Source organism: Micromonospora sp. MH99 (assembly GCF_021442385.1).
Classification (GTDB): domain Bacteria; phylum Actinomycetota; class Actinomycetes; order Mycobacteriales; family Micromonosporaceae; genus Micromonospora.
Window position 1 is genome coordinate 1 of record NZ_MUZA01000076.1, and the last position, 22,089, is coordinate 22,089.

23 protein-coding genes and 1 riboswitch are annotated in these 22,089 nt (G+C 73.7%); of the genes, 16 read left to right on the forward strand and 7 right to left on the reverse strand.

The window, feature by feature from the left end; translation table 11 throughout:
• Positions 1–254 precede the first annotated feature (254 nt).
• Entirely contained in the window at positions 255–794 is a 540-nt protein-coding gene (locus tag B0E54_RS27625; RefSeq protein WP_234589191.1) for a hypothetical protein, read from the reverse strand.
• Between the two features lie 202 nt (positions 795–996).
• On the opposite strand from B0E54_RS27625, the gene B0E54_RS27630 reads away from it, so the two are divergent.
• The 7 genes from B0E54_RS27630 to fabF all read left to right on the forward strand — a co-directional run bounded on the left by B0E54_RS27630 (position 997) and on the right by fabF (position 7,764).
• Positions 997–2,199 (forward strand): sensor histidine kinase, encoded by a 1,203-nt coding sequence (locus tag B0E54_RS27630; protein ID WP_234589192.1) that lies wholly within the window; start codon positions 997–999, stop codon positions 2,197–2,199.
• Positions 2,196–2,885: a response regulator transcription factor gene (locus tag B0E54_RS27635; protein ID WP_234589199.1), complete on the forward strand. Its 690-nt coding sequence runs from the start codon at positions 2,196–2,198 to the stop codon at positions 2,883–2,885. The genes B0E54_RS27630 and B0E54_RS27635 overlap by 4 nt, the downstream gene beginning before the upstream one ends.
• 5 nt (positions 2,886–2,890) lie before the next feature.
• On the forward strand, positions 2,891–4,234 hold the full coding sequence (locus B0E54_RS27640) for a helix-turn-helix domain-containing protein (RefSeq protein ID WP_308195411.1): 1,344 nt from the start codon (positions 2,891–2,893) through the stop codon (positions 4,232–4,234).
• 78 nt (positions 4,235–4,312) lie between these two features.
• Entirely contained in the window at positions 4,313–5,269 is a 957-nt protein-coding gene (locus tag B0E54_RS27645; RefSeq protein WP_234589201.1) for an ACP S-malonyltransferase, read from the forward strand.
• Positions 5,266–6,210, forward strand: coding sequence for a beta-ketoacyl-ACP synthase III (locus tag B0E54_RS27650; RefSeq protein WP_234589205.1), 945 nt, complete (start codon positions 5,266–5,268; stop codon positions 6,208–6,210). The genes B0E54_RS27645 and B0E54_RS27650 overlap by 4 nt, the downstream gene beginning before the upstream one ends.
• An 85-nt stretch (positions 6,211–6,295) precedes the next feature.
• Positions 6,296–6,535, forward strand: coding sequence for an acyl carrier protein (locus tag B0E54_RS27655; RefSeq protein ID WP_007463517.1), 240 nt, complete (start codon positions 6,296–6,298; stop codon positions 6,533–6,535).
• Between the two features lie 2 nt (positions 6,536–6,537).
• A complete protein-coding gene (gene fabF, locus B0E54_RS27660) occupies positions 6,538–7,764 on the forward strand; it encodes a beta-ketoacyl-ACP synthase II (protein WP_234589208.1) in 1,227 nt (408 codons plus the stop codon).
• Between the two features lie 75 nt (positions 7,765–7,839).
• Here fabF and B0E54_RS27665 read toward each other — a convergent pair whose 3' ends face one another.
• The 3 genes from B0E54_RS27665 to B0E54_RS27675 all read right to left on the reverse strand — a co-directional run bounded on the left by B0E54_RS27665 (position 7,840) and on the right by B0E54_RS27675 (position 10,434).
• Positions 7,840–8,058, reverse strand: a complete 219-nt coding sequence (locus tag B0E54_RS27665; protein WP_234589209.1) for a hypothetical protein — start codon at positions 8,056–8,058, stop codon at positions 7,840–7,842.
• A gap of 66 nt (positions 8,059–8,124) precedes the next feature.
• Complete coding sequence (locus tag B0E54_RS27670; protein ID WP_234589211.1) at positions 8,125–9,849, reverse strand: glycoside hydrolase family 3 protein; 1,725 nt, start codon at positions 9,847–9,849, stop codon at positions 8,125–8,127.
• 93 nt (positions 9,850–9,942) lie between these two features.
• A complete protein-coding gene (locus B0E54_RS27675) occupies positions 9,943–10,434 on the reverse strand; it encodes a DUF3145 domain-containing protein (protein WP_007463525.1) in 492 nt (163 codons plus the stop codon).
• Between the two features lie 309 nt (positions 10,435–10,743).
• On the opposite strand from B0E54_RS27675, the gene B0E54_RS27680 reads away from it, so the two are divergent.
• A complete protein-coding gene (locus B0E54_RS27680) occupies positions 10,744–11,073 on the forward strand; it encodes a hypothetical protein (RefSeq protein WP_007463527.1) in 330 nt (109 codons plus the stop codon).
• A gap of 70 nt (positions 11,074–11,143) precedes the next feature.
• Here B0E54_RS27680 and B0E54_RS27685 read toward each other — a convergent pair whose 3' ends face one another.
• Positions 11,144–11,764, reverse strand: a complete 621-nt coding sequence (locus B0E54_RS27685) for a carbonic anhydrase (protein ID WP_234589212.1) — start codon at positions 11,762–11,764, stop codon at positions 11,144–11,146.
• A gap of 147 nt (positions 11,765–11,911) precedes the next feature.
• On the opposite strand from B0E54_RS27685, the gene B0E54_RS27690 reads away from it, so the two are divergent.
• The 5 genes from B0E54_RS27690 (at position 11,912) to B0E54_RS27710 (ending at position 18,108) form a co-directional block, all read left to right on the forward strand.
• Positions 11,912–12,856: an alpha/beta fold hydrolase gene (locus B0E54_RS27690; protein ID WP_305076160.1), complete on the forward strand. Its 945-nt coding sequence runs from the start codon at positions 11,912–11,914 to the stop codon at positions 12,854–12,856.
• Positions 12,857–12,963: 107 nt separating this feature from the next.
• Positions 12,964–15,081, forward strand: a complete 2,118-nt coding sequence (locus B0E54_RS27695; protein ID WP_234589213.1) for an AAA family ATPase — start codon at positions 12,964–12,966, stop codon at positions 15,079–15,081.
• Between the two features lie 107 nt (positions 15,082–15,188).
• Positions 15,189–16,106 (forward strand): cation diffusion facilitator family transporter, encoded by a 918-nt coding sequence (locus tag B0E54_RS27700; RefSeq protein ID WP_234589214.1) that lies wholly within the window; start codon positions 15,189–15,191, stop codon positions 16,104–16,106.
• 127 nt (positions 16,107–16,233) lie between these two features.
• Positions 16,234–16,365, forward strand: a riboswitch (cyclic di-AMP (ydaO/yuaA leader).
• 5 nt (positions 16,366–16,370) lie between these two features.
• The gene (locus B0E54_RS27705; RefSeq protein ID WP_374109327.1) at positions 16,371–17,438 is read left to right on the forward strand and encodes a coiled-coil domain-containing protein; all 1,068 of its coding nucleotides are present in this window, start codon (positions 16,371–16,373) and stop codon (positions 17,436–17,438) included.
• Positions 17,439–17,559: 121 nt separating this feature from the next.
• Positions 17,560–18,108 carry a hypothetical protein gene (locus B0E54_RS27710; RefSeq protein WP_234589215.1) on the forward strand — a complete coding sequence of 183 codons (549 nt, stop codon included), beginning with the start codon at positions 17,560–17,562 and terminating at the stop codon, positions 18,106–18,108.
• A gap of 518 nt (positions 18,109–18,626) precedes the next feature.
• On the opposite strand, the gene B0E54_RS27715 is transcribed toward B0E54_RS27710, so the two are convergent.
• Entirely contained in the window at positions 18,627–19,079 is a 453-nt protein-coding gene (locus B0E54_RS27715; protein WP_234589216.1) for an SRPBCC family protein, read from the reverse strand.
• A 172-nt stretch (positions 19,080–19,251) separates the two neighbouring features.
• Between B0E54_RS27715 and B0E54_RS27720 the strand changes: the two genes are divergently transcribed.
• Together B0E54_RS27720 and surE are read left to right on the forward strand one after the other, a co-directional pair.
• Positions 19,252–20,229: a PfkB family carbohydrate kinase gene (locus B0E54_RS27720; protein ID WP_234589217.1), complete on the forward strand. Its 978-nt coding sequence runs from the start codon at positions 19,252–19,254 to the stop codon at positions 20,227–20,229.
• Positions 20,226–21,053, forward strand: a complete 828-nt coding sequence (gene surE / locus B0E54_RS27725) for a 5'/3'-nucleotidase SurE (protein ID WP_234589218.1) — start codon at positions 20,226–20,228, stop codon at positions 21,051–21,053. Before B0E54_RS27720 ends, surE begins: the two co-directional genes overlap by 4 nt.
• An 18-nt stretch (positions 21,054–21,071) precedes the next feature.
• On the opposite strand, the gene B0E54_RS27730 is transcribed toward surE, so the two are convergent.
• A complete protein-coding gene (locus B0E54_RS27730; protein ID WP_007463546.1) occupies positions 21,072–21,434 on the reverse strand; it encodes an STAS domain-containing protein in 363 nt (120 codons plus the stop codon).
• Between the two features lie 401 nt (positions 21,435–21,835).
• On the opposite strand from B0E54_RS27730, the gene B0E54_RS27735 reads away from it, so the two are divergent.
• Positions 21,836–21,976: a hypothetical protein gene (locus B0E54_RS27735; RefSeq protein WP_234589220.1), complete on the forward strand. Its 141-nt coding sequence runs from the start codon at positions 21,836–21,838 to the stop codon at positions 21,974–21,976.
• Positions 21,977–22,089 lie beyond the last annotated feature (113 nt).

Consider the following 22,089-nt stretch of genomic DNA (forward strand, 5'->3'; position numbering starts at 1 on the left):
TCGGCCGGGCGGCCGCCGGTCGACTCCGCCGGGTGCGCCGACGCCCCGCCGACCGGCCGGCGCGGCTTGCCCGCCGCCTGCGGGTCGTGGTGCCCCAGCCGGCAGGGCTCGCCCTGGGCGCAGCCGTGCTCGGCCTCCCCGTGCGCCATCCCCGGTCTCCTCACGCTCGCACTCACGCGCGGAGGCGCTCCCCCCGACGTGCCCTGCCACCGTACTGGCCGGGACCGACGGCCTGTGCACGGCGTACCCCGGGGTCAGCGCTTCGGGCGGCGAGGGAACAGCGTCTCCCAGACCGGGAAGGCGACCAGCCAGATGAGGATCACGACGGTGAGGCTGCGGATCCAGTTGCCCAGTTCACGGGTTCGTTCCGCGTCGTTCACCCAGATGATCGCCGCGCCGAGCAGGCCGCACGCGACAGCCCAGCCGAGAAGCGCCTTGGCCCACTCCCGCCACTCGTGGCGGGCGCGGGCCCAGCCGTACCGGGGAGGCCGCACCGGCGGCGGGCCACCGGCGAACCGGTGGGCGAAGCGCTGGTCCGCCCAGCGCACCATCGAGTGCCCGAAGGCCACCGAGAAGCCGAGATAGGCGGCGGCGAGACCGTGACTGACCCCTGCGGTAGCGCCGCGGCGCAGGTCGATCACCGACGCGGCGAGCAGGGCCAGGTCCACCAGCGGTACGCAGACCAGCAGCGCCGCGCCGAGGCGGGGCCGGCGCAGCGGATAGCGGGCCACCAGCCCGGCGCCCAGCAGCACCCAGAACGCGATCTCACAACCGATGATCACCGCGACCACCATGGCGACCTCCCCCCGTCGTCGCCACCCAGCGTCGCCGATCGACGGAGCCCGGGCCTCGACGCCGGAGACGAGATCGGGGTCCTCCCTTCGACGGACCAACCCCGCGGGCGCGCTCCACGTACCCCTTTCGGCGCATGTCGGAGGCGGCGGGCTCCTTCCCCGGTCGGAGTCGGAGGGTCGACGGCTGTGGTGGGATCGGGGCATGCGACCGCCACCCTGGCTCGGCTCCGGCACGGCCGGCCGGGACCTCACGCTGGCCGGCGCGTCGCTGGTCGGCGGCCTGGTGCTGTACGGCCTGGGCATGCAGCCGCAGATCGTTCCGCATCCGGACGTGCCACCCGCGCTGTTCCTGGCGCCGCTGCTGGCGGTGTGCGTGGCCGTCGGTCTGCGTCGGGTCGCGCCCCGCTCCAGCCTGGCGGTGGGGACCGGGGCGCTCGTGGTGGACACGGCGCTGGGCAACTCGCTGGGCACCGTCGTGATCTACACGCAGGTGCTCTACGACGCCTGCGTGTACGGCCCGCCCCGGCTGTGGCGGTGGCTGCTGGGGATCACCGCGACGCTGAGCGCGATCGGGACGGTGGCCGGCGTGCTCGGCTTCGGGCAGTGGCGCGGGGCGGCCGTCGGGGTGCCGGTGGTGCTCGCCGGGCTGTTGCCGGTGCTGACCGGGATCAGCGTGCGGCAGTACCGCGACCAGGCCGCCGCCGAGCGGGCACGGGCCGAGCAGACCGCCCGGCTGGTCGAGTTGGACCGCCGCCAGGCGGTCGGCGCCGAACGGGCGCGGATGGCCCGGGAACTGCACGACGTGGTCGCCAACCACCTGAGCGCCGTGGCCATCCACGCCACCGCCGTGCTGTCCGTACCGGGGCTGGAGCGCGGCCAGGTGGAGTCGGCGTTGCGGGTGATCCGGGAGAGCAGCGTGCAGGGCCTAGCCGAGATGCGGCAGATGATCGAGCTGTTGCGCGAGCCGGAGGCGGGTGAGCGGAGCACGGCGGGCGTGGTCGGCGCGGTGCCGGAGGCGGTCACGGCGCGGCTCGCCGAGGCGGACGGGTTGATCGAGCGGATCCGTGCGGCGGGCCTCGCGGTACGGGTGCACACCGACGGCACGCCGAGTCCGCTGCCGGTGGGGGTCGACCTCGCCGCGTACCGGATCGTGCAGGAGTCGCTGACCAATGCCCTCAAGCACGGCACGGGCGAGGCGGAGCTGACCATCGCGTACCGGCCGGCGGAGGTGGTGCTGACTGTGGAGAACCCGGTGCGCCCGGACGGGTCACCGCTGCCGGGCGCCGGGGCCGGGCTGATCGGGATGCGGGAGCGCGCCGCGCTGCTGGCCGGCCGGTTCACCGCCGGGCCGCACGACGGCCGCTGGCAGGTCCGGGCCGCGCTGCCCACCGGGGAGGGCGGGTGACCGCGCCGGCGCCGGGCTCGGGCGACGCCGCCCCGGTACGGGTGGTGCTCGCGGACGACCAGCCGGCGGTACGGGCGGGGCTGGCCCTGATCCTGGGCGGTTCGCCGGGCATCGAGGTGGTCGGCGAGGCGGCCGACGGCGACGAGGCGGTCCGGCTGTGCCGGGAGGTACGCCCCGACGTGGCGGTGCTGGACGTGCGGATGCCGCGCCTCGACGGGATCGCCGCGACCAGGGCGATCGTCACCGACCAGCTCGCCGACGTGCTGGTGCTGACGACGTTCGACCTGGACGAGTACGTCTTCGGCGCGCTGCGCGCCGGGGCGTCCGGGTTCCTGCTCAAGGACACCGACGCGGCTGGGCTGGTGGCGGCGGTGCACACCGTGGCGCGCGGTGAGGGGTTCATCGCCCCCTCGGTGACCCGTCGTCTGATCGCCGCCTTCGCGGCCACCGCGCCCGGCGCCTCGGCGGCCGCCCGATCCGCGCTGGACACGCTGACCCCGCGTGAACGCGATGTGCTGGCCTGCCTCGGCATGGGCCTGTCCAACCAGCAGATCGCCGACCGGTTGGCGCTGGCGGAGAGCACCACCAAGACCCACGTGAGCCGGATCCTGGCGAAGCTGGACCTGCGCAGCCGGGTGCAGGCGGCGATCCTGGCCCAGGAGCTGGGCCTGCCCGCGCCGCCGTGACCCCTGTGCCGGGACCGGCCGTCCCGGGAGCGCCGACCGGTGCCGGCGTGGATGGCCTGCTCACGACGTGTCAGGCTAGGGCGGTGAGTACGCCCGAGGGTGGGGAGCTGGCGGCCACGCTGCGCCGGATCGAGCGTTCGGCGGGAGCGCTGGCCACCGCCAGCGTGGCCCGGATGGACGAGACGCTGCCGTGGTTCCGCGCCCTGCCCGCCGACCAGCGCTCCTGGGTGATGCTGGTCGCCCAGGCGGGCGCCCGGTCGTTGGTGCAGTGGCTGCGCGACGGCGGCGGCACGGCGGACAGCACCCAGGAGGTCTCCGACGAGGTGTTCGCCGCGGCGCCGCAGGCGCTGGCCCGGTCGATCACCCTCCAGCAGACCGTGGCACTGATCAAGGTGACCATCGACGTCGTCGAGGAGCAGGTGTCGCAGCTGGCCGCCGAGGGCGAGGAGCAGCTGCTGCGCGAGGCGGTGCTGCGCTTCTCCCGGGAGATCGCGTTCGCCGCCGCCCGGGTGTACGCGCGGGCCGCCGAGTCGCGCGGCGCGTGGGACGCCCGGTTGCAGGCCCTGCTGGTCGACGCGCTGCTGCGCGGTGACTCGCCGGACGTCCTGGCGAGCCGGGCCGCCGCGCTGGGCTGGGCGGACGCGCCGCCCGTCGCGGTGGCGGTCGGCCGGTCCCCCGGCGGTGAGGTCTCCGCCGTGCTGCACGTGGTGTACCGGCAGGCACGGCGGATCGGCGTCGAGGTGATCGGCGGGGTGCACGGCGACCGGTTGGTGATCGTGCTGGGCGGCGCGGCGGATCCGCTGAGCGCCACCGGCAAGCTGCTGGACGCGTTCGGTGACGGCCCGGTGGTGGTCGGCCCGGCCGTACCCAGTCTGGATGAGGCGACGGAGTCGGCGCGGGCCGCGCTGTCCGGTTTCCGGGCGGCGCCGGCGTGGCCGACCGCCCCCCGGCCGGTGCCGGCCGCGGACCTGTTGCCGGAGCGGGCCCTCGCCGGCGACGCGGAGGCGCGTCGCCGGTTGCGCCACGACGTGTACGCGACGCTGGTGCGCGCCGGTGGCGAGTTGCTGGAGACGCTGGACGCCTTCCTGGCCGCCGGTGGCACACTGGAGAGCGCGGCGCGGGCGCTGTTCGTGCACCCCAACACGGTGCGGTACCGGTTGCGCCGCATCGCCGAGGTGACCGGCTTCTCGCCGCTGTCGCCGCGGGACGCGTTCGCCCTCCAGGTGGCGTTGACCGTCGGTCGGCTGGATCCGGTGGTCCCGGTGGTCACGGCGGTCCCGACCCAGACATTGACCCCGGCCGCCCGGAAATCCACCCAAAGCAGTGATGATCCCCGCCGATCTTTGTGAGAAACCTCCAAAGGTTCTAGTGCGGTTTGGTGGGCCTCGGCACAGCGCTACCCACGCGTATCCGGGAGAGTCATAGGCGTGCTCGCCGTACTTAGTCCCGGCCAGGGTTCCCAGAAACCCGGCTTCCTGACCCCCTGGCTCGACCTGACCGGCACCGAGGCGCGACTGCGCTGGTTCTCGGCGCTGGCCGGGGTGGACCTGGTGCATCTCGGCACCGCCGCCGACGCCGAGGAAATCAAGGACACCGCCCGCACCCAGCCGCTGCTCGTCGCGGCGGCGCTGCTCGCCGCCGAGCACCTGCCGCTGGACGCCGTGACGCTCACCGCCGGCCACAGCGTCGGCGAGCTGGGCGCCGCGGCGGTGGCCGGGGTGCTCTCGGCCGAAGCCGCCGTCACCCTCGCCGGCATCCGGGGTCGGGAGATGGCCGCCGCGTGCGCGCTGGAGCCGACCGGGATGGCGGCAGTGCTCGGCGGCGACCCGGACGAGGTGCTCGCCGCGATCGCCGCGCACGGGCTGCACCCGGCCAACCGCAACGGCGCCGGCCAGATCGTCGCCGCCGGCGAGCTGGACGGGCTGGACAAGTTCGCCGCCGACCCGCCGGCGAAGACCCGCGTCATCCGACTCCAGGTCGCCGGCGCGTTCCACACGCCGTACATGGCCCCGGCCGAGACCGCGCTGGCCACGGTCGCCGCCGGGATCGCCCCCGCCGATCCGGCCCGTCTCCTGTTGTCGAACCTCGACGGCACCGCCGTCACCGACGGGCAGGAGCTGGTGCGCCGGCTGGTCCGCCAGGTCACCGCCCCGGTGCGCTGGGACCTGTGCATGCGCACGCTGGCCGAGCGCGGCGTGACCGGCGTGATCGAGCTGCCCCCGGCCGGCACCCTCGCCGGCCTGGTCAAGCGGGAGCTCAAGGGCGAGGGCGCCCCGGAGATCGTCACCCTGAACACCCCGGACGACCTGCCGGCCGCCCGGGACCTGATCGCCCGCCACGGCACGCCGGGCCAACCGCTCGCCCCCATCGGAGGACACTCATGACCGGCAGTCGCATCGTCTCGATGGGGCACTACCAGCCATCCCGGGTGGTGACCAACGACGACATCGCCCAGCTCGTGGACACCAACGACGAGTGGATCCGCGACCGGGTCGGCATCGTCACCCGGCGGATCGCCGACAGCGAGACGGTGGCCGACATGGCCGCCGCGGCCGCCGGCAAGGCGCTGGCCAACTCGGGGCTCACCGCCGCCGACATCGACCTGGTCGTGGTCGCCACCTGCTCCTCGATCGACCGCAGCCCCAACGTGGCCTGCCGGGTCGCCGCGAAGCTGGGCATCGCCGCGCCGGGCGCGTTCGACGTCAACACCGCCTGCTCGGGCTTCGCGTACGCCCTCGGCACCGTGGACCACGCCATCCGGGCCGGGGCGTCGCGCAACGCGCTCGTGATCGGCGCCGAGAAGCTGTCCGACTTCACCGACTGGACCGACCGCTCCACCTGCATCATCTTCGGTGACGGCGCGGGCGCCGCGGTGGTCACCGCCACGGCCGACGACGAGCCGGCCGGCATCGGCCCGGTCGTCTGGGGCTCCGCGCCGGAGAAGAGCGAGGCGGTACGCATCGAGGGCTGGCGCCCGTACATCCAGCAGGAGGGCCAGTCGGTGTTCCGCTGGGCCACCACGGCGATCGCGCCGCTGGCTCTGCAGGCGTGCGAACGGGCCGGGGTCGACCCGTCGGAGCTGGCCGCCTTCGTGCCGCACCAGGCCAACGCGCGGATCATCGACGGCATCGCCAAGCGGCTCAACATCCCCGACGCGATCATCGCGAAGGACATCGTCGAGTCCGGCAACACCTCGGCGGCGAGCGTGCCGCTGGCCCTGTCGAAGCTGGTCGAGCGTCGGGAGGTGCCGTCGGGCGCCCCGGTGCTGCTGTTCGGCTTCGGCGGTGGCCTGACCTACGCCGGTCAGGTCGTCCGCTGCCCCTGAAACCCCCTCGGACGCGTACGCGTCGAGGAGCGGCGGTCGGCGACGCCGGCCGCCGGAGAACCCCCTATGAGAGGAACCAACCGCAATGACCCGTGACGAGATCACCACCGGCCTCGCCGAGATCCTCGAAGAGGTTGCCGGGGTGAACCCGGACGACGTGGCCGAGGGGAAGTCCTTCACCGACGACCTCGATGTCGACTCGCTCTCCATGGTGGAGGTCGTCGTGGCCGCCGAGGAGAAGTTCGGCGTCAAGATCCCGGACAACGAGGTGCAGAACCTCAAGACCGTCGGGGACGCCGTCAGCTTCATCGAGGCGCAGTCCTGATCATGAGTCGTCCTGACGTCGTCGTCACCGGGCTCGGCGCGACGACCCCGCTTGGCGGGGACGTCGCGTCGACCTGGGACGCCATGCTCGCCGGCCGCTCCGGGGTGAGTGCCCTCACCCAGGAGTGGGCCGCGCAACTGCCGGTCCGGATCGCCGCCCAGTTGGCCGTGGAGCCGTCCGAGGTGCTGGACCGGGTCCGACTGCGCCGGCTCGACCGCTCCGAGGCGATCGCGATCATCGCGGCGCAGCAGGCCTGGGCGGACGCCGGCCTCGCCGACTCCGGCCTTGACGGGGAGCGGCTGGCCGTCAGCGTCGGCTCCGGCATCGGCGGTGCCACCACCCTGCTCGCCCAGGACGACATCCTGGAGGCGTCCGGGCCGCGGCGGGTGTCCCCGCACACGATCCCGATGCTGATGCCGAACGGTCCGGCCGCCTGGGTCGGGTTGGAGCTGGGCGCCAAGGCCGGCGTGCACACGGTGGCCAGTGCCTGCGCCACCGGCGCCGAGGCGATCGCGCTCGGTCTGGACATCATTCGCGCCGGCCGGGCCGACGTGGTGGTGGCCGGCGGCACCGAGGCGGTCATCCACCCGCTGCCGATCGCCGGTTTCAGCTCGATGCGGGCCATGTCGACCCGCAACGACGACCCGGAGCGGGCCTCCCGCCCGTGGGACCGGGGCCGCGACGGCTTCGTCCTCGGTGAGGGCGCGGGCATCGTGGTGCTGGAGCGTGCCGACCACGCCGCAGCCCGCGGCGCCCGGGTGTACGCGCGCCTCGCCGGCGCCGGCATCACCTCCGACGCGTACGACATCGTGCAGCCGCACGCCGAGGGTGAGGGCGCCATCCGGGCCATCGCCCGGGCGATCGCGGACGCGGACATCGCCAAGCAGGACATCGTGCACGTCAACGCGCACGCCACGTCGACCCCGGTCGGCGACATGCTGGAGATCGGCGCGCTGCACAAGGCGCTCGGCGATCACCCGGTGCTGGCCGCGACGAAGTCGATGACCGGTCACCTGCTCGGTGCGGCCGGCGCGCTGGAGTCGATCGCCACGATCCTGGCCATCCGCGACGGTGTCGTCCCTCCGACGATCAACCTCGACGACCCGGAGCCGGGCCTCAGCCTGGAGGTCGCCGCGCACAAGGCACGCCACATGGAGATCCCCGCCGCGCTGAACAACGCGTTCGGCTTCGGCGGCCACAACGTGGCGCTCGTCTTCGCACGGCCGTGACACAGCGGCCGTGAGACAGCGGCCGAGCTGCGGTTTCACCGAAGGGCCCCCTCGCGAGGGGGCCCTTCGGCACGTTCAGCCCCGGTTGCGGGGATGCTGCCTGGCGGTGCGTTCGTTGCCATGGCGGTAGTTGCCGGTCCAGCGGGCCATCACGAGTTGCGGGTCGTCGTCGACCTCGGCGAGGAACTCCGCCGCCCGGGTGCCGCGCAGCTTGCCCGCCACCCGGCCGTGATGCGTGATCACCACCGTGCCGTCAGCACGCCTGTCGTACCGGAAGCCCTGTGGGGTTGCCATGCGACGAGGCTGCCAGGTCGACGCCCTCTCCGGCGACGCGATTTCCGGCCCGCGGGCCGGGGGGAATCACGCGCCGCAGGTGGTGGCGGGCAGGCCGGGCACCGCCACCGGGGACCGACCACCCGGGCGGGCCTTACCGGCCAGCACGGCGGCCAGGGCGGTCATCGACGCCCGACTGGAGGAGTACGTCGCCAGCAGCGTCGGCGAGGTGGCCTTGGCCAGCACGTACGGGGTGTCCATGGCGACGGTGACCGCCGCGTCGGCGCGCAGGTCACTGTCGCCGTCGCCGTAGCCGACGAGGTGCACCACGGTCCCGCCGCTCGGCTTCACGGTCACGCCGGCCTTGGTCAACGCGGCGGTGAGCGCCGCCCGGGTGCCGTCGCGGCCATTGGAGGAGGTGACGGTCACGGGCCCGTGCACCGCTTTGCCGCAGGCGCCCCGCAGCACGGTGACCGCACCGGCGGCCAGCGCGTCCGCAGCCGCCCGGTGCGCCGGGGTGTTCAGCGTGGACATCGGCTCGGTGGGGGCCGTCGCCAGCCGGAACTTCATGGTCAGTACCCGGGTGACCGCGTCGACCAGCCGGGCCCGGGGCAGCGAGCCTCCGCGCAGGGCGGCGAGCAGCCCGTCGTACGCCTGACCGACGTTCGGGGTCATGAGGATCAGGTCGTTGCCGGCGTTCAACGCCCGGACGGCGGCCTCGCCAGGTGCCCAGCGCTTCGCCGGCGGCATGTTCATCCCGTCGGTGATCACCACGCCCTGGAAGCCGAGCTGGCCTCGCAGCACGTCGGTGAGCAGCTTGTGGGAGAAGGTCGCCGGGGTGCCCGGGTCGATGGCCTGCGCGTCCAGGTGGCCGGACATCACGGCCATCGCGCCGGCCTCGAACCCGGCGGTGAACGGTGGCCACGCGCCGCTCTGCAACGCCGCCGCGGACTGGGTGAGCACCGGCAGGTCCTTGTGCGAATCGTCAGCGCTGTGGCCGTGCCCCGGGAAGTGCTTCAGGGTGGCCGCGACGCCGCTGGCCTGCAGGCCCCGGACCGCGCCGCCGACCTGGGCTGCGGCCTGCTTGGGGTCGGCCCCGAACGACCGCGAGCCGATCACCGTGCTGCGGGTGGCCAGCACGTCGGCCACCGGGGCGAAGTCGATGTTGATGCCCAGCGCGGCGAGTTCGGCGCCGGCGGCCCGCCAGGCGGCCTCGGTCAGCTTCGGGTCGCCGGCCGCACCGGCGGCGAGCGCGCTGGGCAGGATGGTGACCCCGTCGGTGACCCGGGTGACGACGCCGTACTCCTGGTCGGTGCCGATCAGGAAGGGCGCCGGGCCGGCGGCCAGCCGCCCGGCGGCGCCCCGCAGCCCGGTGGTCAGCTCGTGGACCTGCTTGGGGTTGTCGACGTTGGTGGTCTCCTGGTTGCCCTTGGTCGGGTCGTCGGCGCTGAAGCCGACCAGGATCAGCCCGCCGAGCCGGTACTTCGCGATCATGTCGGCCGGGGTGTCGACACCGGCGAGGGCCTGGTTACCGGCGGCGGAGCCGGTCGAGACCTTCGTGGCCGAGTCGCCGTACGCGTACGGCATCAGCACCTGCCCGACCAGGTCCTCGTCGGAGAGCGTCGCGACGAGGGCGGCGGCCCGCGCGGCCGGGTCGTCGGACGGGGTCGCGGCGGGAGCGCTCGGGGCCGCCGAGGCGCCGGTCGGGCCGGGCGTCGGGTCGGGCCGGTCCGGGGCGCCGGAGCAGCCGGAGACGAGCAGGGCGGTCAGGGCGGCGACGGCGACACCGGCGTGTCGCGGGCGAATCGGCACCCGCCCATCCCACCAGCTTCCCCCTTATCGGGGCAACTTGACCTTACCGGTCGCAGCGCCAGGGAGCGGCTGGCCAGCGGACGGTGCCGGCGGTCAGCCGACCCGGGTGAGCAACGTCACCGGCGCCCCGTCCCCGGCGTACCGGTAGGGCTCCAGGTCAGCGTCCCAGGCGGTGCCGAGCGCCTTGTCGAGGGCGTGCGACAGCGCCTCCGGGGCCCGCGCGGAGGCCATCAGCGCCCGCAGCCGGTCCTCGCCGAGTTGGATGTCGCCGGCGGCCCCGACAGTGGCCCGGAAGAGGCCACGGGCGGGCACGTACATGAAGCGCTCACCGTCGGCGCCGGGACTCGGCTCCTCGGTGACCTCGAAACGGATCATGGGCCACTGCCGGAGGGCAGCAGCCAGCTCGGCGCCCGTCCCCGGACGGCCGGTCCACCCGCACTCGGCCCGGCGTGCGCCGGGGTCGACGGGCTGAGCCGTCCACTGCAGGTTGACCGGCGCGGCTAGGACGCGCGCGATCGCCCACTCGACGTGCGAGCACACGGCGAGCGGGGTCGAGTGGACGTATACGACGCCACGCGTTGGCACGGTGACCTCCCGGAGAGCGAGGTGCGTCTTCCCCTACGACCTCGTCCACCAGAGTGGCTCGTGCAACACATGATTACCCGTGTGACGGATGGTGCGCCAGAGAATCGGAAAATTCGCCGGTCGGAATAGCCGGACGGGTGGTCTCCGTTGCCTCTCAGGACACCGCGACGACCAGCCTGATGTCGTGGTCCTGTACAGTTCCATCGGCGGCTTGTGCCGCGCACAACTTCGTGGGTCGACCCCGGTGGTGGCCCGCACACAGCCCCCGGACGTTCCAGTCCTCCCGTACGTCTTGCAAGGAGTACCTCCGTGGCGAGCAACACCTCTAAGACCGCGCGCGCGTCCGTCCGGGCCGGCCAGGCTGGCCAGGGTGGCGCCCTCAGCGTGCTGGGCGAGTTCAAGTACCTCATCCCGCTCAACGGCGGCAAGCACGCCTACGTGCGCAACCTGACCAACGGCAAGACCGCGCACCTGCGCACCGACTCCGACGCCTTCGTCGAGGAGATCCGGGTGCTGGCCGCCGCCGGCCACGCCGCCAAGATCCGGGCGGAGATCAACAACCTGGCTGCCGTTCACCCGAACGACGGCTGGGAGGCCACCGAGAAGCGCCTGGTCGCGGCCGGCGTCTTCGAGGGCTGAGCCCTCCCCCACCACAGCACCAGCAAACCGCCCGCCGGGAGTTCCCGGCGGGCGGTTTCGCGTCCGGCGCTCAGGTGGGGTCGAGCAGGGCGACCTCGCCGGTGCGCAGGTCGTAGAGGCCACCCACCACCGCCACGCGACCGGCCGCGACCGGCCCGACCAGCAGGTCGTCCGCGCGCAGCGCGTGGACCGTACGCCGCACGTGCCGGCGGATCGCCAGGGGATGCACCGCCGGATCGTCGAGCCCGACCTCGGTGACCGCCGGGGCGATCTCCTCGACCAGGTGGGCGAGCGAACCGCCGGGCCGCTCCCCCGATCGCAGCGCGTCCACCGTCGCTCCCACCGCCCCGCACCGCTCGTGTCCGAGCACCAGCACCAGCGGCACGCCGAGCTGACCCACCACGTACTCGATGGAGCCGCGCACCGCACGGTCGAGCACGTGCCCACCGGTACGGATCACGCAGATCGCGCCGAAGGTCTGGTCGAAGATCGCCTCCAGCGGCACCCGCGAGTCGATGCAGCCGAGCACCACCGCGTACGGCTGCTGGTCCCCGGAGGCGGCCGCCGCGGCGGTGACGTCGTGGCCGTGCACGGGTTGGCCGCTGATGAACCGCCGGTTGCCGGCGAGCAGCTCGGCCAGCGCGGCGCGGGGCGTACCGCCGGCCTGCCGCCCCTGTCCCGCCACCTCCATGCCGTTCAGCTTGGCCCGCGGGCCGCGGCCACGGGCGGGGTCGGGAATGTTCGCCGAGCGCGATTGGCGGGGTGTTCCGGCGGGTAGCCGGTGTTACCGCCGGGTAATCCGGTGCTGGTGATGCCGGGGCGGCCCGGGGAGGTGGCGATGCCGGAGCGGTTCGAGGTCGGTATGCCCGACGGCGTACGGCTGCACGTGGAGGTCACGGGGCCCGCGGACGCCCCGGTCACTGCCGTCCTGCTGCACGGCTGGACGCTGGACGGGCGCAGCTGGCACCGGCAGGTGGACGCGCTCACCGCCTCGGCCGGCGACGCGGTGCGGGTGGTCGCCTACGACGCGCGCGGCCACGGCCGGTCCAGCTGCATGGCGCTGCCCACCGCCACCCTGGCCCAGCTCGGCGACGATCTGGCGGCCGTTCTCGACGCGGTCGCGCCCAGCGGCCAGGTGGTCCTGGTCGGGCACTCGATGGGCGGAATGACGATCATGGAGTACGCGCACCGCCACCCCGACCATTTCGCCGCCCGTACGGCCGGCCTGGTCTTCGTCTCCACCACCGCCGAGGGGCACACGCACACCGTCTACGGGCTCTCGCCGCGCATCGCCCGGCTGATCCGGCTCGCCGAGACGACGGGCGCCGGTGTCCTGGCCCGGTGCGGCTCGTGGCGCGCGCCCCGGGCGCTGCTGAACGCGCTGCAACCGAGCATCCGGTGGATGCTCTTTGGCGACCGCTGCGATCCCTCCGACATCCGGCTGGTGACCTCGGCGGTGGCCCGCGCCTCGCTGCGCTCGATCGGCGGCTTCCGCGCCTCGATCGGCGCCCAGCACCGGCTGGACACCCTCACCGCGCTGGCCCACCTGCCGGCCGCCGCCCTGGTCGGCGACCGGGACCGGCTGACCCCACCGCCGTGCGCCGAGTCGATCGCCGCCGCCCTGCCGGCCACCGAGCTGACCGTCTGTCCGGGTGCCGGACACATGCTGATGATGGAACGCCCGGACGAGGTGAACGCCGCGCTGACCGGCGTACTGCGTCGGGTGCTCGCCGCACCGCCGCGCGACGGGCTCGACGCGAGCGCGACCGGGACGCGTCGCTGAGCACGTTCGCGCACCTCGGGCGCGAAGCGCCGGGCTCGGGGCCGTACCCTTCTGCGGTTGGCCCGCGCGGTTCGCGCCGCTTGCCGGCGACATCGAAGGAGCGTGCGTTGACCGACCAGACCGCCCTGGAGCAGGAGATCGCCGTCGAGCAACGGCACCTCGACCGGGTGTACGCCCGACTGGCCGAGCTGCGCCAGTCCGCGGTTCGGGCCGAACGCGACGGCTACCGGATGGCGCGGGTAGGCACGTTCGGCGCGCTGGTCGAGCGCGACGCGATGGTCTTTCACGCCGCGCAGCGGCGGCACACCCTCGACGCCGAGCACGAGGGGCTGGTCTTCGGCCGCCTGGATCTGCGCGAGGGGCAGGTGCTGCACGTCGGGCGGCTCGGCATCCGCGACGAGGACGCCACGACGCTTGTCGTCGACTGGCGCGCGCCGGCCGCCTCCGCCTTCTACCAGGCCACCCCCGCGCAGCCGCTGGGCGTGGTGCGTCGCCGCACGATCCAGTCCCGCGCCGAGCGGGTGACCCGGATCGAGGACGACCTGCTGGACCCCACCGCCGCGCCGGAGGGGATGACCGTGGTCGGCGACGGCGCGTTGCTGGCCACGCTGTCCCGGGCCACCGGTCGGGGCATGCGCGACATCGTGGCGACGATCCAGCGGGAGCAGGACGAGGCGATCCGGTCGCCCGGCTCCGGGGTGACGATCGTCGCGGGCGGCCCGGGCACCGGCAAGACGGCTGTCGCCCTGCACCGGGCGGCCTTCCTGCTCTACTCCGACCGCAGCCGGTACGCCGGCGGGGGCATCCTGGTGGTCGGGCCGTCCACAGTCTTCGTCGAGTACATCGCCTCGGTGCTGCCCTCGCTCGGCGAGGACACGGCCACCCTGCACTCGCTGGGCACCCTCTTTCCCGGGATGACCGCCACCCGCACCGACCCGCCCGAGGTGGCGGCGGTGAAGGGCTCGCTGCGGATGCGCCGGGTGCTGGAGCGCGCCGCCCGCGACGCGGTGCCGGGCGGCCCGGGTGAGCTGCGGCTGCTCTACCGGGGCACGCTGCTGCGGCTGGACCGGGCCGAGCTGGACCGGATCCGGGACCGCGCGTTGCACCGTGGCGCCCGGCGCAACGAGGCACGCCGGGCCGGCTTCGACGGTGTGTTCGCCGCGCTCTGGGCGCAGGCCCGCGCGGTGGGCATCACCCGGCTGCCGGAGCAGCGGGCCTTCGAGGGCGAGATCGCCGAGCGGCCGGAGTTCCGGGAGTTCCTCAAGGCGTGGTGGCCGCGCCTGCACCCCCGGCACGTGCTCGGCTGGCTGGCTCGCCCGGATCGGCTGCGTCGGTACGCCGGCGGGATCCTCTCCGGCGCGGAGATCAGGCTGCTCACGACCGCGTACCAGAGCCTGGACACCGCGGGTGTGACCATCGCGGACGTGGCGCTGCTGGACGAGTTGGACGCGCTGCTCGGCAAGCCGATGCAGCCGGCGCGGGCCCGCCGCGATCCGTTCCAGCTCGCTGGGGGCGTACGCGAGCTGAGCACCGCCAGCGACCGGCAGCGGGCCGCCCGCGCGGCGGCCCGGGAGCGTCCCGAGGACTACCGGGAGTACGCGCACGTGGTGGTGGACGAGGCGCAGGACGTCTCGCCGATGCAGTGGCGGATGGTCGGGCGGCGGGGCCGTCTGGCCTCCTGGACCGTCGTGGGCGACCCGGCGCAGACCGCGTGGACGGGTGATCCCGAGGAGCTGACCCGCGCCCGGGACCAGGCGCTGGGCCGGCGCAAGCGGCACGATTTCACGCTCACCACCAACTACCGCAACTCGGCGGAGATCTTCGCGGTGGCGGCGGCGGAGATCCGCCGGCTCTACCCGGACCTGTCGCTGCCGACCGCCGTCCGCTCCACCGGGGTCGACCCGGTCGAGCTGGTGGTGCCGCCGGCCGGCCTGGAGGCCGCGGTCGTGGAGGCGGCCTCCGGCCTGCTGGCCGAGGTGGACGGCACGGTCGGGGTGATCACGCCGGTCACCCGTCGCGACGAGGTCGCCGGTTGGCTCGGCTCACTCGGCGCGGCGCGGCTGCAGGTGGTGACCAGCCTGGAGGCGAAGGGCATGGAGTACGACGCTGTGGTGCTGGTCGCCCCGAGCGAGATCCGGGCCGATCCGGGCTCCGGCGTACGCACGCTCTACGTGGCGCTCTCGCGGGCCACCCAGCGGCTCACCACCATCGACCCGACCGGCTGACCTGCGGGTTGCGGGGTCGGCGGGTGGACCCTCCCCGTACAGTTGCATACATAGCGATGTGAGCATACATTTGACCGGGTCCCGGGTGGCGAAGGAGGGTGGATCTCGTGGGAGCAGGTCATGACCACCACCACGGGTCGGTCGCCAACGCCGCCCACCAGCACCGGGGCCGACTCTGGGCCGCGTTCGGGCTGCTCGCCACCCTGATGGTGGTCGAGGGCGTGACCGCCTTCCACACCGGCTCGCTCGCCCTGCTCTCCGACGCCGGGCACATGTTCACCGACGTGCTGGGCATCGGGATGGCGCTCGCCGCGATCACCGCCACCCGGCGGGCCACCGGCGACCCGCAGCGCACCTTCGGCCTCTACCGCCTCGAGGTGCTCGCCGCCCTGGCCAACGCCGTCCTACTCTCCGGCGTGGCGGTCTACGTGCTGATCGAGGCGATCGGGCGGTTCGGCGACCCCCACGAGGTGCTGACCGGCCCGATGCTCGCGGTGGCCGTCCTCGGCCTGCTCGCCAACGTGGTCGCGTTCGCGCTGCTGCGCGCCGGCGCCCGGGAGAGCATCAACCTCCAGGGCGCCTACCTGGAGGTGCTCGGCGACCTGCTCGGCTCGCTCGGCGTGATCGGCGCGGCGCTGCTCATCGCGGTCACCGAGTGGTGGTGGGCCGACCCGTTGGTAGCGGTCGCCATCGGCGTGTTCATCCTGCCGCGCACCTGGCGGCTGGGCCGCGCCGCCGTCCGCATCCTGGTGCAGGCCGCCCCGGAACACCTCCAGGTCACCGCAGTGCACGACCGACTGGCCGCGGTGCCCGGCGTCGTCGAGGTGCACGACCTGCACGTCTGGACGCTCACCTCGGGCATGGAGGTGGCCTCCGCACACCTGATCATGGCGCCCGGCGGGGAGGTCGGCGCGGTGCTCACCGCGGCGCGCAGCGCCCTGCGGGAGGACTTCCGCATCGAGCACGCCACGCTCCAGATCGAGCCCGGCGCCGCCCCGGACGCCTGCGGTTCGATCGAGTGGTGATCCCTTACCTGACGCAGTCATTTTGGGTGGTGGTGCGGACACCTTCCGTCACATCGACTGCACACGCCCCACCTGCACCGGTAGGCTCGTCCCCGGCCACCACCCGGCGGCGCCCTCCCGGCGCCGGTGGCGGCCGCCGCCTAATCACCCGAGAGGGCGAACCGGGGAACCATGTTCCTGGGGTGCATCCGCGTCAGCGGTAGGGATCTTCCGTCCCGAACCCGTCAGCTAACCCGGTCGGCGGCTGACGGAAGGACATGCGTAGTGGCACCAGCACGACCACCCGCCGCCCGACTCGCGGCACTGATCGTCATGATGGTCACCCTCGGCGTCGCCCTCCCGGTGGGCGCCGCCACCGCCGCTCCCCCCGGTGGCCTGCGGGCCGCCGCGGCGCCCGACGGCGACGAGGAGGGCGGCACCCCCGCGCTGCGGGCCCAACTGGAGGCCGCCAGCAAGGGCTACCTGGACGCGAAGCGCGCCCTGGACACCTCCGTCCAGCGACAGCAGCAACTCGCGGCCAAGCTGAAGACCACCGAGGCCGAGATGACCGTGCGCAACGGCAAGGTCGGCGAGATCGCCGGCGTGGCCTACCGCACCGGTCGACTCAGCACCGTCTCGGCGCTGCTCAACACCAACACCCCCGAGGGCTTCATGGACCGGGCGGCCGCGCTGGACGTGGTGGCCGCCAACGAGGACCGGGTGCTGCGCGACCTGCACGCCACCCGGGACGAGGCCAACCGCACCCGCACCGCCCTGGACGGCGAGATCCGCGAGCAGCGCAAGCAGGTCGAGGTGATGGCCAAGCGCAAGGAGCAGGCCGAACGGGCCCTGACGGTGGCCACCAGCAAGCCGCGCACCACCGCCGCCGACGACAGCTCCAACCGGGGCACCTCCACCGCCAACGCCCAGCCCGCGCCGCGCAACTCCGACGGCTCCTGGCCGTCCGAGTCGTGCAGCATCAACGACCCCACCCCGGCCAGCGGCTGCATCACCCCCCGCACCCTGCACGCCCTCAACCAGGCGAAGGCCGCCGGCTTCACCCGGTACGTCTCCTGTCACCGCTCGGGCGGCTCGGGCGAACACCCGAAGGGTCGGGCCTGTGACTTCGCCGCGCAGAAGGGCGGCTTCGGTGGGGACGCCACCGGCGGCGACAAGACGTACGGCAGCAACCTGGCCGCCTACTTCATCCGCAACTCCGACCGGCTCGCCGTGCTCTACGTGATCTGGTACAGGCAGATCTGGCTGCCCAGCAGCGGGTGGAAGTCGTACAGCGGGGGGAACGGCGACCCCTCCAGCGACCACACCAACCACGTACACCTGTCGGTGTACTAACCCTGTCGGTGGCCGGCGCACCGTCGAGCGAGTGCGCCGGCCCCGGGTACGTCAGCGGACGTACCCCGGACGTCGCCGGCGGTCGGACGACCCGGCCGGGCCGGGCCGGCAGCATTCGGGTATGCCGCGAATACCGCCCGCCACCCGCAAGGCGCTGCTCACCCTGCACCTCATCACCTCGCTTGGTTGGCTCGGGGCCGACCTGGTGCTGCTCACCCTCGGCATCGCGGCACAGCGCGGCGCCGACCCGGCAGTGGTCTACCCGGTCGCCGGGCTCGTCGGCACGGTGCTGTTCGCGCCGCTGAGCGTGCTCGTCTGGCTCGTCGGCGTCGCCAGCGCGCTGCTCACCCCGTGGGGCCTGGTGCGCTACCGGTGGGTGCTGGTCAAGCTGGTGATCACCACGGTGATGGTCGGGCTGGTGCTGTTCCTGCTCACCCCGAACCTGCGGCACGCGAGCGCGCTGGGCGCCGCCCTGCCCGCCCGGGACCGCGCCGACCTGGTGATCGCGCCCGCGGTGTCGACCAGTCTCATGATCATCGCGACAGTGCTCTCCACGTACAAGCCCTGGGGACGCCGACCCGCGCGACCTCGCCGCGCCGGGACCGCACAAGCCGCGACGCAGGCTCCTCGCGCCGCCAGCACCGGGCATGATCGCGCGATGACGGGATGACCAACGCCGCCACCATCGCGATGACGCCGGGGACGGGCGAGGTACGAGCCTGATCACGACGGCCGCGCGCCGGGTGCCAAGGGGGGTGCGCACGTCCTTTGCTCTGCTTCAGCGGAGGCAACACGGATGGCCCTTACCTGTCGACTCCGCTGAAGCAGAGCAAAGGACCACGCTCACGCATCCGGTCGCCGGGTCGGGCCCGGCCGGGTCGAGCCGGGTTGCGCCAGGCCAGGTCACGTTGCGCCAGGCCAGGCCGCGTCATGCCAGGCCGGGCCGCGTTGGGCCAGGCCAGGCCGCGTCATGCCAGGCCGGGCCGCGTTGGGCCAGGCCAGGCCGCGTCATGCCAGGCCGGGCCGGGCCGCGTTGCGCCAGGCCAGGTCGCGTCGCGCCAGTCCGGGCCGCGTCATGCCAGGCCGGGCCGCGTCATGCCAGGCCGGGCCGCCTTGCGTTGCGCCGAATAGGGCGGTCCCGGCTGCGCTGGCGTCGCGGCGATCAGGCATCCTCGACGGGTCGCGCGCTCAGGGCGCGGGGCGGTCGAGGGCCGCGCCTAGGCGGGTGGCCAGGGCGAGGTGGGCGGCGCGGGCCTGGCCGAAGGCGTACCGGAACAGGGGCGTCGGCGCGCGCAGGGTGATGTCGACGTCGATCCGGACCAGCCCGTCCGGCTCGGCGCGCAGCCGCGTGTGGTTGCGGACGGTGGTGGCCGGCCACTGGCGGGCCACCGTGACGATCTCGTCCGGCTCGCAGATCAGCACATCCGCCTGGTAGGTGGTGCGAAAGCGCAACGGCCCCACCGCCAGCCTGTCGTTGATCGTGTAGCTGGCCTGCGCGCCCGGACGGGGCCGCACCCGGCGGACCCGGACGATCAGGGGGTGCAGGTCGCCCTGGCGGGTCAGGTCGCTCAACAACGCCGCCGCCTCGGCGAGTGAGCAGCGGGCCTGGACGGTGTAGCTGAAGCTGTCGCTGCTGAGCACACCGTCTCCCCGACGTCGCTGGTCGCACGATCGTCCCGTACCCGGCTCACGCTGGCAACGCCCGGACGGACACCGTGCGTTGTCCCGGTATTCGCGCAGCGTTCCGATTACGGTCGGCTGATAGGAAATCACCGGTTGTGACGAAGGGTGGACGCATGTTCGGTGACGACCGGTGAGCGGGCACGTGATGGTCTTCGCGCCCACCCCGCAGCTGACGGTGACCGTGGACCAGCCGAACGACCAGCCCGAACTGCACCTGCACCCCGGCGGCCAGGGCGTCTGGCAGGCCCGCATGGTGCTGTCGCTCGGGGTTCAGGTGGTGCTCTGCGCCGCGCTCGGTGGCGAGATCGGTCAGGTGCTGGAGCCGCTGCTGGTCAGCGAGGGGGTGGACCTGAAGGTGGTGGTGCGCGACTCCGGCAGCGGCGGGTACGTGCACGACCGGCGGGGCGGATCCCGACAGGAGGTCGTGGACGTCCCTGGGGACCGACTGAGCCGCCACGAGCTGGACGAGTTGTACAACCTGGCGCTCGGTGAGGGACTGCGCGCCGACGTGAGCGTCCTCAGTGGCCCGAACGCGCCGTGGCTCGTCCCGGCCGACCTGTACCGCCGCTTCGCCGCCGACCTCGGCGCCAACGGCAGCCGGGTGGTGGTCGACCTGTCCGGCGATCACCTGGGCGCCGTACTGGACAGCGGCGTGTTCTTTCTCAAGGTGAGTCACGAGGAGCTGATCCGGGACGGTCGCGCCCGTAGTGCGGATGGCCCCGAGCTGACCCGGGCGATGTACGACCTGCACGCCGCCGGCGCCGAGACGGTGGTGGTGAGCCGAGCCGACCAGCCGGCGCTGGCGCTCATCGACGGGGAACTCTTCGAGGTGCGGATGCCCCGGCTGGAGGCCGCCGATCCGCGTGGTGCGGGCGACTCGATGACCGCCGGGGTGGCGGCCGTGATCGCCAGTGGTGGCGACATCCGGACCGCCATCCGCACCGGCGCCGCGGCCGGAGCGCTGAACGTGACCCGGCACGGGCTGGGCACCGGACGGCTGGACTCGATCACCGGACTGGTGGAGCGCGTCCAACTGGTCCCGGCGGACAGCCGACAGCAGGAGCGGACCACCCCCGACGAACTGGCCGACCGGGTGGTCGAGCGATGACGCTGCGGGTGCTCGTCACCAACGACGACGGGATCGCCGCGCCGGGCATCCGGGCGTTGGCGCTGGCTGCCGCCCAGCGGGGCCTGGACGTGGTGGTCGCGGCGCCGCGGGAGGAGGCCAGTGGCGCCAGCGCCGCGATGAGCGCTGTGGAACGGGACGGACGCGTGGTGGTGCACGACCATCCGCTGCCCGACCTGGCGGGTGTGCCGGCGTACGGGGTCGCCGGCTCGCCCGGCTTCATCACGCTTATCGCGCTGCACGGCGCGTTCGGCCCGCCGCCGACGGTCGTGCTGTCGGGCATCAACCGGGGCGCCAACGCCGGCCGCGCCGTGCTGCACTCCGGCACGGTGGGCGCCGCCTTCACCGCCGCCTCGAACGGGTGCCGGGCGATGGCCGTCTCACTGGACGTGCTCTCCGCGGGCGAGGCGACGGCCGGCAGCGGCGGGGCCGCGGTGGACGCCGCAGCCCGGGTACGCGACGCCGAACGGCACTGGGACACCGCCGCGCGGGTCGCCCTGGACCTGCTCCCCCGGTTGACCGCCGCGCCGCCGGAGAGCGTGCTCAACGTCAACGCACCCGACCTGGCGCACGGACAGTTGCGCGGGGTACGTCGCGGCTCCCTGGCCAGCTTCGGTCAGGTGCAGATGACGGTGGCCGAGTCGGGGCACGGCTTCGTGCGTACCGCGCTGGAGGAGCCCGGCCAGGCCGCGCAGCCCGGGACGGACCTGGCGTTGCTGGCCGCCGGGTACGCGTCGGTGACGGCCATCCGGGCGGTCACCGAGGTGACCGACGTGGACCTGACCGGTCTGGACGAGCAACCCTGACGGTGGGACGGCCGGCGCTCAGGCGCCCGGAAGCACCTCGGGGGTGGCGGCCCCGGCGAAGTAGGGCTCCGGTGCGCCGAAGAGACCGAGCAGACCGGTCACCCAGAGTTGACGGTGCACGAACCGGCTGGGCTCGGTGACCACCAGCTTGACGCCGCTGACCTCGGCGGTCTGGAAGCCGGCGACCATGGCGCTGATGCCGACCGAGTCGATGAAGGTGACCAGCCTCATGTTCAGCTCGATGCGGAGCGGGCGGCTCTTGGCCAGCACCTCCGCAATCGCTTCACGCACCTCGTACGCTGTGTCGACGTCGATCTCGCCCCGGGGGGCGATCTCCACGACACCACCGGACAGGACCGACTTCACGATCGACAGGCTCACGCGAGCACCTCCACCCGCCCGTCCCCCGGGCGTCTCATCAGTACGCGGGCCGCGACCGAGAGTATTCCTCCGACGGCCTCGGTCGCCACCCCTCGGGATGAGCAATTCACGGATCCGGGCGCACAAAGTCGCCCATATCCCCACTTTTCGGTATCTGATCAACCAATACTTTTCGTTATCTGACCACTCCACGATCGGTCGGAACCGACGCGTCGCCGGACCAGGGTAGCGGGCGCGACCCGACACGCCCGACAACCGACCCACCCCGTACGCCGGCACCGACTGGGACCGGCGTGTCGTGTCCGGGTCCCGCGAACGCGTCCGGTCCGATCCCGTCGGGCGGTTGCCGACGCCACCTAGCATCAGCCCCGGGATACCCACCGTGACGGAGAGGACCTTCGATGATCAAGCGACTGGCCGGGCTGGCCGGAGTCGGCGTGCTGCTCGCCCTCGTGCTGGCCTGCGGTTTCGGCGGCGGGGACGACGATGACGACGACGATGACGACTTCGCCCGCGGCGCGGCCGTGGTGGCGGTGCGCTGACGATCCGGTGAGCCGCGGCCGACCGGGTTTGCGCCCGACCGGCCCGGGGCACTGCGACATCAGCGAAACCTGCCGCGCTGGACAGACGCCGAGGTCCGAAGTGGCCGGCGGCT